This is a genomic window from Sphingobacterium corticis, from assembly GCF_042684745.1.
Lineage (GTDB): Bacteria > Bacteroidota > Bacteroidia > Sphingobacteriales > Sphingobacteriaceae > Sphingobacterium > Sphingobacterium corticis.
The window spans coordinates 778,661-791,700 of the sequence record NZ_JBHUMA010000004.1 but is presented as its reverse complement, the minus strand read 5'-3'; the positions used below and the strand labels follow the sequence as shown (position 1 = coordinate 791,700).

At 40.7% G+C, this 13,040-nt stretch carries 9 protein-coding genes; 7 read left to right on the top strand and 2 right to left on the bottom strand.

From position 1 onward, the window contains the following. Window positions 1–28: 28 nt before the first annotated feature. From ACFSQ3_RS04740 to ACFSQ3_RS04730, 3 genes are all read left to right on the top strand, one after another. Window positions 29–1,510 carry a redoxin domain-containing protein gene (locus ACFSQ3_RS04740; protein WP_380867995.1) on the top strand — a complete coding sequence of 494 codons (1,482 nt, stop codon included), beginning with the start codon at window positions 29–31 and terminating at the stop codon, window positions 1,508–1,510. A gap of 523 nt (window positions 1,511–2,033) precedes the next feature. Then, complete coding sequence (locus ACFSQ3_RS04735) at window positions 2,034–5,183, top strand: SusC/RagA family TonB-linked outer membrane protein (RefSeq protein ID WP_380867993.1); 3,150 nt, start codon at window positions 2,034–2,036, stop codon at window positions 5,181–5,183. A gap of 34 nt (window positions 5,184–5,217) precedes the next feature. After that, a complete protein-coding gene (locus ACFSQ3_RS04730) occupies window positions 5,218–6,678 on the top strand; it encodes a SusD/RagB family nutrient-binding outer membrane lipoprotein (protein ID WP_380867991.1) in 1,461 nt (486 codons plus the stop codon). Between the two features lie 241 nt (window positions 6,679–6,919). Here ACFSQ3_RS04730 and ACFSQ3_RS04725 read toward each other — a convergent pair whose 3' ends face one another. Beyond that, on the bottom strand, window positions 6,920–7,180 hold the full coding sequence (locus tag ACFSQ3_RS04725; protein ID WP_380867990.1) for a MepB family protein: 261 nt from the start codon (window positions 7,178–7,180) through the stop codon (window positions 6,920–6,922). 94 nt (window positions 7,181–7,274) lie between these two features. Further along, a complete protein-coding gene (locus ACFSQ3_RS04720) occupies window positions 7,275–8,279 on the bottom strand; it encodes a helix-turn-helix domain-containing protein (protein WP_380867988.1) in 1,005 nt (334 codons plus the stop codon). Between the two features lie 108 nt (window positions 8,280–8,387). On the opposite strand from ACFSQ3_RS04720, the gene ACFSQ3_RS04715 reads away from it, so the two are divergent. From ACFSQ3_RS04715 to ACFSQ3_RS04700, 4 genes are read left to right on the top strand one after another with little or no spacing between them, the layout of a single operon-like run. Further along, window positions 8,388–10,781, top strand: a complete 2,394-nt coding sequence (locus tag ACFSQ3_RS04715) for a carboxypeptidase regulatory-like domain-containing protein (protein WP_380867986.1) — start codon at window positions 8,388–8,390, stop codon at window positions 10,779–10,781. Between the two features lie 5 nt (window positions 10,782–10,786). Continuing rightward, a complete protein-coding gene (locus ACFSQ3_RS04710) occupies window positions 10,787–11,110 on the top strand; it encodes a hypothetical protein (protein WP_380867984.1) in 324 nt (107 codons plus the stop codon). Window positions 11,111–11,112: 2 nt separating this feature from the next. Next, window positions 11,113–11,397, top strand: a complete 285-nt coding sequence (locus ACFSQ3_RS04705; protein WP_380867983.1) for a hypothetical protein — start codon at window positions 11,113–11,115, stop codon at window positions 11,395–11,397. 5 nt (window positions 11,398–11,402) lie between these two features. Further along, complete coding sequence (locus ACFSQ3_RS04700; RefSeq protein WP_380867981.1) at window positions 11,403–13,040, top strand: PepSY-associated TM helix domain-containing protein; 1,638 nt, start codon at window positions 11,403–11,405, stop codon at window positions 13,038–13,040.

The following is a 13,040-nucleotide window of genomic DNA, read 5'->3' as shown; positions in this document are numbered from 1 at the left end:
AGAAAACCTAAATGTTAAATAAAAGGATATGAAAAAGTATTTATCAGTGGCGTTCTTGCTGACAGCTAGCTGGAGTTATGCGCAGCAGAATACGCCAAATTTGTTTCAACAAAATCGGGAGATTTTAGAAAACGGAACGCTTGTACAAAAAGATTCTTTGGCCGATGCGGTGTATAGTGGAGTGAAGAATTACAAAACGGAAGAGGAATATCGCGTGGCGATCAATATGCTCCGAACGTTATCTCAAGAGGAAAAGATGGAGTCGGTCAGCAAAATAGCTAAAAAGAAGTTTCCAAAAGGAAGCTTGACAAGGGATGCTTTTATAACAGATGTTTTCTACAATGCGGAAGGCAGCGAGGCTAAAGAAAAGGCCTATAATGAGGTAATCAAAAAGTGGCCCGTAAAAAAATTCTCGGGAGAAGAATTGACCTATGATTATGTATTAGCAAACTTGGCGGGAGCGTTTGCCAAAGAAGGGGACGCAGAGAAAGCAACCCAATATTTAGGAAAAATGCAGGAACGTTTTTGGCGAGGAAATGGCTATCTACCTGTTGGTCAAACGCTGTTGGCTGCAGGAGATACGACTGCCGCAGCGCCATTACTGAAAGTTGCGATGGAGGACGCTTATTATTATATCAGTCTGCCGGAAGAGCAAAAAGACAATAAAGCACGCTTCGCTTCTATGGGATACGCGAGTTCTATGTCCGCTTACATTGGTATTTTGGTCAATCGTGGTTCTTACGCGGAAGCTTTAGATCTAATTGAGAAAGCTATGACAGTTGCTCCTGAGCAAGCCGACGGATTATCCAATGTGTATTACAAATCGCTTATGGGAACAGGGCGAAAATTGGAAGCGTACAATATACTATCTAAGCTGTATGCAAAAGGGCAATTCAACGTAGAGGATGATTTAAAGAAGGTTTACACGGATTTGAATGGTTCGATGAAAGGATATGAGCGCTTTAATGCTGGATTGAAAAATGAGCTTACCAAATCGATACAAGAGCACATTAAAGAAATGACAGTCTACAAGCCCGCTCCATCTTTCGAATTGCTAAACCTACAAGGCGAAAAAGTAAGCTTGGCAAGCTTGAAAGGAAAAGTAGTCGTTCTAGATTTTTGGGCAACCTGGTGTCAACCATGCATTCGTTCTTTCCCAGGTATGCAGGCAGCTCAGGAAATGTACAAAGATGATTCGAATGTGCAATTTTTATTCATTAATACGTGGGAACGGGATAAAGAATACAAAAAGAATGTGGTGTCTTTTATAGAAAGAAACAACTATCCATTTGAGGTCTTGTACGATGATCAGAAAGATCCGCAAACCGGTCAAGTGATGGCGGCGAAATTTGGTGTGCAGGGAATTCCTGCAAAATTCATCATTGACGCTGAGGGAAACATCCGTTACTTCTTAACTGGTTCAACACCTAATGTGGATTATATTAAAATGGAGATGAAGGAATTAATTGAGTCTGCTAAACGACCGTACATACAATCTACGAAATCTTAAATTTATAATACTATATTAAAATATGGGGGACAATACTATTGTCTCCCATTTTTGTTGGAGTTTAATGTAAGTTCTGTCGATTTTATACGCTAACATATCCATCTCAAAGATCACTTAGGCATCCATCACGAACATGCCTGAGTTATGGTATTAAATGTTTTTCCTCTCCATATTTATACGAATCCCTCGGAAATAAAGGTGCTATGTCAAGGTGAAACTAGATATTTGCGATTTACACGAGGTCGACAGATGAAAACCGCAGTTTAATTTGGGTATAAACCGCAAATATTTAGTTTTTCGGATATTCAGTCAGTAATATTTTAGTTGTAATTCGTTTTTAGCTGTCTGTATGTGAAATTTTTCGAATTATTTTTAAAATAATATTTTATTATTGCAAATAATTCACAATTGCTATTAATCTCGGAGGAAATACGAAGCTTCTTTTGCTGAATGGATACATGCAATGTTTTTCTTTGCCAAGGACATTTGCTAACACTAACAAAACACACACTTAATAATTACTATGAAACAAAAACTACTCAGTTTAGTTTTCACGTGGCTGCTCCTGATTGGGATTGGTTACGCGCAAAATCGAACAATCTCCGGAAACGTGGTATCATCGCGTACTGGACAGCCTCTAGCTGGTGCTACTGTTCAAGCAACAGGCGGCAATGCAGGCACTCAAACTAACGCTCAAGGAAAATTTGCTCTCGACGTTCCTACCGGAACAAGCACATTGACGGTAAATTTTATCGGTATGCAAGAACTTATTTTCCCGATTGGTTCTGAGGATGTGGTCAATATCCAACTCAACGATGAAGATCAGAGTGTTGGAGAAGTTGTTGTCACCGCGCTAGGTGTACAAAGAACTAGAAATTCACTGGGGTACAGCGTTCAAGCAATAAAGGGCGAGGACTTGACCATGGTTCGCCAACCCGACTTAAACACTGCTTTAGCTGGTAAAATCGCTGGTGTTCAGGTGCAATCTGGATCAGGCGCTGCATTTGGAACGTCTTCTATTCGTATTCGTGGTATTAACTCTTTATCTGGAGGCAACCCAATTTACGTAGTTGATGGAATGATCACTGAGGCGGAAGCAGTTAACATGGATGACGTCGCAGATTTGACCGTGCTAAAAGGTCCAGCTGCTACTGCGCTTTACGGTCAACGTGGTTCGGAAGGTGCCGTAGTTATCAAAACATTAGGCGGACGTACGCGTGACGGAATCGGCGTAAATGTCAATCAGGCAACATCATTTGAATCTGTTTATTTGTTGCCGAAATATCAAAATGAATATGCGGGCGGTTATTCGCAAGATTGGTCCACATACGAATACAATGCAAGCACACATCCAGATTACTTAGCTCCTTTTGATGGCGTAAATATCCTTAATTACGGTGCGGATGAAAGCTGGGGTCCTCGCATGGACGGAACGATGTACATGCCATTTTATGGTTGGGATCCATCACATCCACAGTTTGGCCAGCTGACTGCATTAGTTCCTCAGCCAAACAACATTCGTGATTTTTACAATACAGGTGTAAGTGCGAATACCAATGTTGCGTTTGATAAAGCTGGTGATGATTACCAAACACGTTTTTCGTACACGAATGTTTCTCGTACTGGTATTGTTCCGAACAGCAAATTGGGTCGTAACTGGTTATCAACCAATTCTTCGTTAAACTTAACAGATAAGTTGACGGTATCTACGAACTTGAATTTCCAACACGAAGTGTACAATAATCGTCCTGCTGATGGATACAGTTCTCAAACCACAGGATCGTTCAACCAATGGTTTCAGCGCCAAATCGATATGAAAACTTTGCGTGACTATAAACGTCCGGATGGAACCTTCAGAAGCTGGAATATCATCAGCCCGACCAATCCTAACCCGGCATATTGGGATAATCCATACACCGAAGTTTACGAGAACACGCGGTATGACACTTTTCAAAGGATCTACGGTAATTTAACGGCAAATTATCAATTCACGAATTCTTTAAGTGCTGCGGTTATCGCGCGAGGAAATTTTCTGCAATCGGAAGAAACATCTCGAATCGCTAGTGGAACTTTGCAACAGGACAACTACACACAAAATCTCAACAATCAAAATGAGATGAATTACGTTGGAACGATTGCGTTTAAAGAGCAATATGGTGACTTCAGTGTGGATGCTGCTGCTTTTGGTGAACTTCGTCGTAACCAACGTCGTTTTACAAACGCGGCGACTGCAGGTGGTTTAGCTGTCCCGGGTCTGTATACATTAGCAGCATCTATTGACAGGCCAACTGTCGATACGCGATATTTTGATCAAAGGGTCAATTCCTTATACGCTTATGCTGCAGTAGGTTATCAAGATTTCTTGTATGTTGAAGGTAACATTCGGAATGACTGGTCTTCTACACTTCCACAAAACAACAATTCGTTCTTGTATGGAGGGGTGTCGACATCATTCATCTTTAGCCATTTTATACAACCTAACGAATTCTTCTCTTTTGGTAAATTGAGAGCTTCATTTGCAAAGGTGGGTACAGATACAGATCCTTATCAAATTTATCAAACTTATAGCATAAGACCTGCGTACGGTAGCAACCCTCTTTTGACTGTTCCGGATATCATTCCAAACCAAAGTTTGTTACCAACACTTTCTACATCATACGAAATTGGTACAGAGATGCGCTTCTTCAACAGCCGTTTATTGTTTGACTTCAATTACTACACACGTAGTGCTACCAATCAAATTCTTAATCTACCAGTATCAGGAACAAGTGGCTTTGCACAGAGTCTGATTAATGCCGGACAGATTGACAATCATGGTTATGAGTTTACATTGGGAGGAACTCCAATCCGCAATACCAATTTCAAATGGGATTTAAATGCAAACATCGGTATCAACAGAAACAAAGTAGTTCGCTTGGATGAGCAAGTAAGCAACCTACAAATTGAGTTGGACGATACGCCATCTTCATTTGGGTTTGTCGGTTCTCCATTGATTACCTTGAACGCATACGAAGGTCAAGCATATGGACAATTAATCGGCCAAGGTATTTTAAAAGATGGTAATGGAAATCGTCTAGTAGGTGAAGACGGTTATTATCTACGCGAAGAGAATGCAAACTTAGGTAGTATAATTCCAGACTTCACTGGAGGTTTGACATCTTCATTCTCGTATAAAAACATTAGAGCAGGATTTTCTATCGACTTCCAAAAAGGCGGTAAATATATGTCGACGTCTTCTATGTTCGGTCACTACAGCGGTATCTTGGAGCAAACAGCTGGTCTGAACGAGAATGGTATTCCTCGTCGTGATCCTGTAGAAAATGGAGGTGGAACTTTGTTGCCAGGAGTTAAAGAAGACGGATCACTTAATGACATATTCGTTGACACACAAAATCTGTACGAAAATGATATGTTCTCGCTTTGGGAAGAATGGGTTTACGACCGCAGCTTCGTGAAATTGAGAGAGGTAAGCATCGGTTACGATTTTCCGTCAACGATGTTTAGAAATACGCCATTCAAAACTGCGTCTTTCTCGCTGATAGCTACAAATCCATGGTTGATTTACGCTAAAAACAGAAATGTTGACCCATCTATTTTGGAAACTTCATGGTTTGAAGGCGGACAGCTTCCAAGTACACGTTCATGGGGTTTCAGCCTTCGCTTAGGATTATAATAGAGGAATTTAAAAGATTAACAAGCTAAAGACCATGAAACAATATATAAAACATTTGGGTGCATGCATAATAGCGGCTTCGCTATTAAGTAGCTGTACCAAGAATTTTGAAACAATAAATACCAGTCCAAACGATGCTTTGACTCCAAATACCACGTTGCTGTTATCAAATGCAATACGGTCAATAGGTAGTCCGACTGAAGGAATTTCCGGTTTTGCAAAGGATTTGTATCCGCAGTATATGGCGGAGATTCAATACACGAGTGAGTCTCGTTTCCAAAATACTATTTATAATTTCTATCCAATCTATAATGCTCCATTGCAAGATCTACAAACGATCATTGCATTGAATAACGACCCAGAAGCTTCTACGCAAGCTTATGTGACGGATGGTGGTGACAAAGACAGTCAGATTGGTGTTGCGCGTGTGTTAAAGGCGTTCTATTTTATGCACATGACGGATCGTTGGGGAATGATTCCTTATACGGAAGCATTGCAGGGACGTGAAAACTTGACACCAGCTTATGACGCACAAGAGGCGGTATACAACGGCATTTTTACGGAACTGACTGAAGCAGCTCAACAACTTGCGGAAGGTGGTTCTATCAATGGCGACATATTATTTGGTGGTGACGTCTCCTTATGGGCTAAATGGGCAAACACATTGCGCATGGCTGCTGCATTACATATTCGCAAAGTGAACCCCAGCAAGGCTAGAACAGAATTTTTGGCGGCGTACGAAGCCGGAGCGATAACGTCTAATGCAGACAACGCCATATTCCGCTATCTAAATGATGCGAATAATCAGAGTCCGTTGTATAATAACTATGTTGTAGGAGCGCGAGTGGATTACGCTGTAAGTGAATACATGATTGAACAACTACAAGCTTACAACGATCCTAGGTTGCCGATTTATGCTAATCCGCTACAAAACGGTACATATAGAGGCATGCCTTACGGACTGATTCAAGGACAAACATCTGCATATAACAGAGAAAATGTTTCATTGATTGGTGATCGTTTCACAGCCCAGAATGCGCAACTTCCTCTGACAACCTATGCACAAACGGAATTTATGTTAGCGGAGGCTGCATTTTTGGGATGGATCACGGATGCCCCAACGCACTACTTAAACGGTATTCGTGCTGCCTTTGAGCAATTGGAGTTGCCGAACGCGGAAACAGAGTATGCTTCCTACGTAGCTCAGCCTTTAGTTGCTTACAGCGCAACGAATGGTCTAGAGCGCATTATTACCCAGAAGTGGTTTGCCAATTATATGGCGAATGGCTACGAATCTTGGACAGATTGGCGCCGTACAGGTTTCCCAGTGCTTGACCCAGGTCCAGCTCCGTTAAACACAAATGGTGGATTGCCTCGCAGACAGGCATATACTACGGAAGAAGCAGGAAGAAATGGGGAGAGCTACCGCGCTGCAATTAGTCAGCAAGGTGCAGATGCACTTACCACACGTGTTTGGTGGGATGTTGAAGATTAATTGATCTTTCCTTAAAACAACTTTTTACAATCCCTAAGCGATTCGCTTAGGGATTTTTTTCTCGGTATTACTTTAAAAGTAAAGTATCTGTCAAACTCAAAGCTTTACCCTCAAATTCTACAAAACAGTTATTTTGCCGAGATTTTGAATTACAAGCTTGTTTGTTTTCAGGAGTATCCTCGTGTGTGTAAAGACGAAAACCAAGTTTTCCTCCGATTTTATCATAAGAAATTACATTTTCTTACACTAAGATATCTCTAGGAAAAACGAATGCTCCTGCAATGTGATCTGTGCGTTGAATTTTAATAACGTAATAATCAAACGGATCATTGTTATCAAACGGAATTGTTTTTCCCAAATCGTCTCTTTTCCACAGCGCAACAAATTGCCCAATCTTCTTAGGCATAATCTTGGATTGTCTAAAACAGATTTGATGGTCTCCTACGATAAAACTACAACCCTGGTATTGTTTAGATTCGAGGTCTATCTCAAAATTGATCATACTCGCTTTTCAAAAATTTGATCAAATAGATTTTTCAAACAGAGATCCTCCATTACGATGCACTAAATGTGATGGGACAGTTAGATAAAACGTATTATTGTTGACTTAACAACTTTCTGTAATGAGCGGGGGAAAAGTTTGTAATTCGTTTGAAAGAAACGGAGAAGGAGGAGGGCGCGGCGTATCCCAGTTGGAAAGCGATCTCTTTGAATGTATACTTGTTTTCTGCAATTAGCTGTTTCGCTTCCTGCATTTTCAAATTTGTGGCATACTCGAAAATACCCATGTGAAACAGGTGTTTAAATCCTTTCTTCAATTTAAATTCATTTATGCCGAATTCTTTGGATAAATTCTCAATCGTGTAAAACTTGTCGAGATTACCTGCGATGAAAGAAGCAATGTTTTGTAGCTTTTGTTCTTCATCAGCGCGCAAAACGACATCGTCTTTCGGCTTGTTAGGGTATTGTGCGTGTACGATTTGAAATAGCATACCGAGCAGAAGAAAGATTTTGCCCTTCATAAAGTATTCTTTGCTGACATCATCTAACTCAGCATTTTTCAATTCCGAAAGCAATTGTGCTATTTCTGGCGTTATGAGAACTCCGTTAGGGAAGAGGTGTGCATGACGATCTGCGAGTACATCCTCTACAAAATCTTTGACAAACGAATGGGTACTAATCCATTCTTGAAAATGAGAAAGCTCTAAATAAATATCCAAATGATGATAATGCTGATTTTTTTCCATCGGAACTTTGATCGAGCAACCTTTGGGTACGTAATGAATATAGCAATGATAGGGTTGGTATTGTTGAATGCGCCCATCAATGGAGTCGGTTACCATGTTTGGTCCTAAGAAAAAGCTAATTTCCACATAAGCGCTAGCTTCCACAACGCTACTCAGTTGAAAGTCTTCGCGATATAGCTGATGGTATTCCCGAATCGCTAATTTTTCGGACCCATAGATATAAATCGTTTTGAAATCCCCCACGTCGTTGCGTAAGGATTTTTCCGATTTTGTGTTTTCTTCTGTGCCGTTTAAAGACCAAATATGATCATCATAAAAGAAGTCGTTGACTTCTCGCTCCTGCGTTTCTTTCATCGCGTGTTGCTCCCGTATTCTAAAGCTTTTATACCGATTTCGATATAATCGAATATCCGCATTGCCTACTTTTGCCAAAATTAATTAAACTAATTCTAAATAATAAGGATGGAAATATATAATTGGTTCTTAAGCAGCAAAATCCGAGGATTTTTTGGTGGATTGATTTTGGCTATGTTGCTTCCCGGCCTCTTGTTTGCGCAGGAAACCGGAGATGTAAAAGGAAAAGTAACCTCGAAAGAAGGCTTTGCATTAGCTGGTGTTCAAGTTGTTATAGAAAAAACGGATAAAAAAACGGTGACGGATGAGTTCGGTAATTACACACTCAATAATGTGTTAGTAGGTGAACAAGAGGTGACCGTAACGTTTCGTCAATTTTCTAATACTAAAACGATTTATGTAACAAATGCCGCTGTTTCCCAAGCTGATTTTGTAGTACAAGTGGGACATGATGAAATCGAATCGGTATTAGTATCTGCTAATCGTAGAAATGTGCCTTCTTCTACATTAAGATTATCTGAGAATTTGCTAGTAACACCACAGAACATAATAGTTGTCGATAAGGGACTACTTAACGATCAAATGATTTTCTCTACCGCCGAAGGTTTTACGCGTAATGTGAGCGGCGCGAGAACTATTTACCATCAAGAAGAAGCAAGCGCAGGGATCGCGGTACGTGGGTATTCAGCTTCTAACCTGAGAAACGGAATGGACGTGAGTGGGAGTTTCGGTCCACTTCGTGAAGATATGGCTTTTGTAGAGCGTATAGAATTTGTAAAAGGTCCTGCCGGATTTATGATGGGAAATACCCAACCTGGAGGTTTTTATAATATCGTTACTAAGAAGCCAAAAGGTGATGATGCGGTCAATTCTGCCCGATTGAGTCTTGGAAGCTTTGGGTTATTTAGAGCTGAGGTTGACGTTGACGGAAAAATGTCTAAAGACGGCAAGTTATTAGGTCGTTTCAACGTAATGGGTACCAAAAAAGGCTCTCACGTTTTGTATGCGAGTAATGAGCAGTTTGTTGTCAATCCGTCTATTAAATATATTCTTTCTGATAAAACGGATTTCACCGCAGAGTACATTTTTTCGCAAAATGCTTTTACGGGCGGATTCTCTAAATATGCCTACGGAATAAATAACTTTAAAGAATTGCCTAGAGAATTTAATTTTTCTGACCCGATTCTAGATCCAACGGTGGTTCGCGAACAAAATGTATTCGGTACAGTGAACCATTATTTCTCCGATAACTGGATGTTGACAGGTCAATTCGGATATATTAATTCGCAAATGCAAGGAGAATCTTTGTATGCAGCTTTCAATACGTTGAAACCAAACGGCGATGTTAAAAGAAATCTATCTGTCGGTGATGCGATGAATACCTCAACGGTCGGGCAGATCTTTGTAAAAGGTAAATTCAACATAGGTGATGTACAAAATAATATCTTAACCGGATTGGATATGGGGACGAAATCATACGTTGCAGATTGGACAATTGTTGATACAATACCAGGGACGTTTAATATATATAACCCAGTTTACGGACAAGTAAGAAAATCAGATCTTCCAGAATATGATAGAAGTCGATCTTTGCGCGAACGTGGAGCGATGTATTTGACAGAATACAGCTATTACTCTATGCATTTCCAAGACGAAGCACATTTCTTGAATGACAAACTTCGTATCGGTGCTGGATTGCGCTATACCACGACAACACGTACGAGTGCTGCGTCAAACGGCGCGCGTGTAAACAACAGTGCTTTGACGCCAAGGTTCAGCATAACGGGATTAATTACGCCAACATTTACAGCCTTTGCATTGTATGACCAGACATTTCAAGAACAAACCGGTATCCGGAGAGATAATGGTAATCCTGCCGATCCATCAAGGGGAACTAGTAAAGAGTTGGGTTTGAAAAAAACGTGGTTTAATGGAAATCTTTTTGCTGGTTTGACGGCTTATCACTTAACGCGCACTAATATAACGACTAACGCTGGACCAGATTTTCCGGGTTTTATCGATCAGGCAGGAGAAGCGACATCCAAAGGAATTGAAGTAGATGTAAATGGTCGCATTTCGCCTTCATTCAATGTAATGTTCAACTATGCTTACACAGATGCTAGGATTACAAAAGATAATGATCCTGCTCGTGTTGGTATGATGCTTTATGGTAACGCAGAGCACATCACGAATGCGTGGTTGCATTACAATTTGGTAAATGGGCCTTTACAAGGTTTAGGTTTTTCTGCGGGATATGAATACCATGCTAAACGAGCAGCTTGGCCATCTACAAAAGAAAAATATCTACCAGATGATTTGTTTTCTGTAGATCTTGGAGCTTCCTTTAAGCGTGACAACTATCACCTTGCATTAGTGGTTAACAACGTATTGGATCGTTATAATTATACTGGATTCTTTCCTGGTGCATGGGGTTATTCTCACTATGGATGGAGAGCATTGCCGCCAAGAGGATTTCGCTTAACTTTCGGATATACATTTTAGAAAATATGATTACCACGAGCTGTTTGCTTTTCTTTACAGGATTTGTGGTTTGGATGAGTACATCCAAGCGTTTGGTATGGCCGGATAAACCGGCCATATTGCTACAATTGCAACGCGTGCGATTCAGCAAAACGCTTGGAAGTATTCTTTTTCTTGCTGCGGCCGCTTTGTGTATACAAACGTTAGGTTGGGCAAGTGGCCTTTTTGCTACCATTGTAATTTTGATGACTATGGCGAGCGTTTGCGTGTTGTTCTTTCCTTTATCTTGGCTGAAAGCACAATACGTAGCAATCATTTATTTGATCTGTCTTTTATTCGAAGTACTCTAGTTATGCCTGCAAACAAAAAATATTTGACTAAGTCGGGTTGGCTTCGATTAAATAAGATCATAATCGGCTCGCTTGGCGGCTATGCAGTCATGTTTAGTTTTCACCTGCTGATGACCGTATTTTTCCCGAAGGAAAATGTAGTAGCTACCGCGTTTTTTACCGGCTATGTAGCTTGGGCCTTGCTGCTTTTGTGGGCTTTCGTCGCTAAATCTGTTTGGCGAGTTTGGATCGTTTATTTGGTTTGCATCGCCGTATTTTCCGGACTTTACTTTCTTCTTCGCGCATAATATTTATGGATCCTAGAAAATACAATATCTACTTTCATACGCATACAATCAGCGGAATTATCATCGCGGCTTTATTGTATGTCATATTTTTTGCGGGATCTTTTTCTTTCTTTAAAGATAGCATCAGCGCATGGCAAAAAGGAGAAATGAATCATTCAGCGTGGCAAGCTGATTATAGTTATGTGTTGGATTCTTTGTCGAAAAAACATGATCTGCGCGGACGAGATTTTGATTTCTATGTACTAAATGGTGGACACGGAGCATACATAAATATGTCGGTTTCGAAAGATTCGACCATCAGCAAACCCAAACCTGCTGGAGATGCTACCAAGCGTGGAAGGCGAGGCGGAGGCGATGAAGATTCTGCATATTTTCTTTATTTCTTCGCCAATCGCGAAGCGAGTAGTTACGCGCAAGGATATGATATGGGCGAGTTCTTTTACCGCTTACATTTCTTGGCACCGCTCAATCAAATTCCTATCCGAATCGGCACGCCTTTCGGTTATTTGTTAGCCGGTGTAGTTTCTTTTCTATTTCTATTCGCGCTGATTACAGGATTATTCTTGCACTGGGATAAGATCAAAACTAACTTTTTCCTGTTTCGACCTTGGAGCAAATGGAAAACTGTTTGGACAGATATGCACACCGTATTGGGCGTAATTGGATTCCCTTTCCAATTGATCTTCGCTATTACGGGCGTAATCCTTATCGTAAATTTTGCACTCACTACGCCTTTTGCTAAAGTGCTATATGATGGAAAGCAGGAACAATTATTCGAAGACTTGCAGTACAACCGAACAATAGATGTTCCGTACAGCTATTCGGCGCTGAACAGTAAATTCGACCTGAATGATTTCATTGCGGAATGGCAGCAAAAGTGGGGGAGCAGCAAAATTTCTAGAATACACATCCGGAACTTCAACGATCAGAACATGCAGGTGGTTTTGGAATCGAAACCTCATCCAACGCAAAGTTTTGCAGGTTCGGGATTTGTCAGACAGGAAATTGCAACGGGCAAAGTTTTGGAATCTAAATCACCAATTAACGAAGGGAACTACATTGATGGCGTACGCAGCTTAATCTACCATTTGCACTTCGGCGACTTTGGTGGCACACCGCTTCGTTTAGTGTTCTTTGTATTAGGACTAATGGGATGTGTTGTCATCATCTCGGGAATCATGATTTGGCTAGTAGCTAGAAATAAGAATAATATTCCATTATATAAACGAAGATTCAATTTTTGGGCAAGCAACGTATTCTTGTCGGCTTGTTTGGCGATGCTCCCTGTGACAGCGTTTACATTTATTATGGTGAAAATACTTCCCGAGGTTAATCAGCCGATTATCTATCGCACATATTTCTATAGTTGGCTAGTTTTGGGATTAGCTTTGGTGGCTTTGAGAAATCCCTCGAAAGTCAATCTTTACTCTTTGCTACTATCCGGTTTGCTGTGTTTGGCAGTGCCAATAGTCAATGGTGCGCAAACCGGACTCTGGCTTTGGAACACTTGGCGAATCGAAGGAAATGGCATTTTCCTAATTGATATGCTGTTCGTTATTTTGGGCATATGTTTCTTGTTCGCGTTCTTCGAAGTACGTCGTCAAGGTAAACCTTTCGAGGTGTTGCTAGGAAAAGGAAAATAA

Coding starts and splice junctions, on each gene's coding strand:
- ACFSQ3_RS04705 (WP_380867983.1), top strand. CDS start 11,113: ATGCCTGCAAACAAAAAATATTTGACTAAGTCGGGTTGGCTTCGATTA.
- ACFSQ3_RS04735 (WP_380867993.1), top strand. CDS start 2,034: ATGAAACAAAAACTACTCAGTTTAGTTTTCACGTGGCTGCTCCTGATT.
- ACFSQ3_RS04730 (WP_380867991.1), top strand. CDS start 5,218: ATGAAACAATATATAAAACATTTGGGTGCATGCATAATAGCGGCTTCG.
- ACFSQ3_RS04700 (WP_380867981.1), top strand. CDS start 11,403: ATGGATCCTAGAAAATACAATATCTACTTTCATACGCATACAATCAGC.
- ACFSQ3_RS04710 (WP_380867984.1), top strand. CDS start 10,787: ATGATTACCACGAGCTGTTTGCTTTTCTTTACAGGATTTGTGGTTTGG.
- ACFSQ3_RS04715 (WP_380867986.1), top strand. CDS start 8,388: ATGGAAATATATAATTGGTTCTTAAGCAGCAAAATCCGAGGATTTTTT.
- ACFSQ3_RS04725 (WP_380867990.1), bottom strand. CDS start 7,180: ATGATCAATTTTGAGATAGACCTCGAATCTAAACAATACCAGGGTTGT.
- ACFSQ3_RS04720 (WP_380867988.1), bottom strand. CDS start 8,279: ATGAAAGAAACGCAGGAGCGAGAAGTCAACGACTTCTTTTATGATGAT.
- ACFSQ3_RS04740 (WP_380867995.1), top strand. CDS start 29: ATGAAAAAGTATTTATCAGTGGCGTTCTTGCTGACAGCTAGCTGGAGT.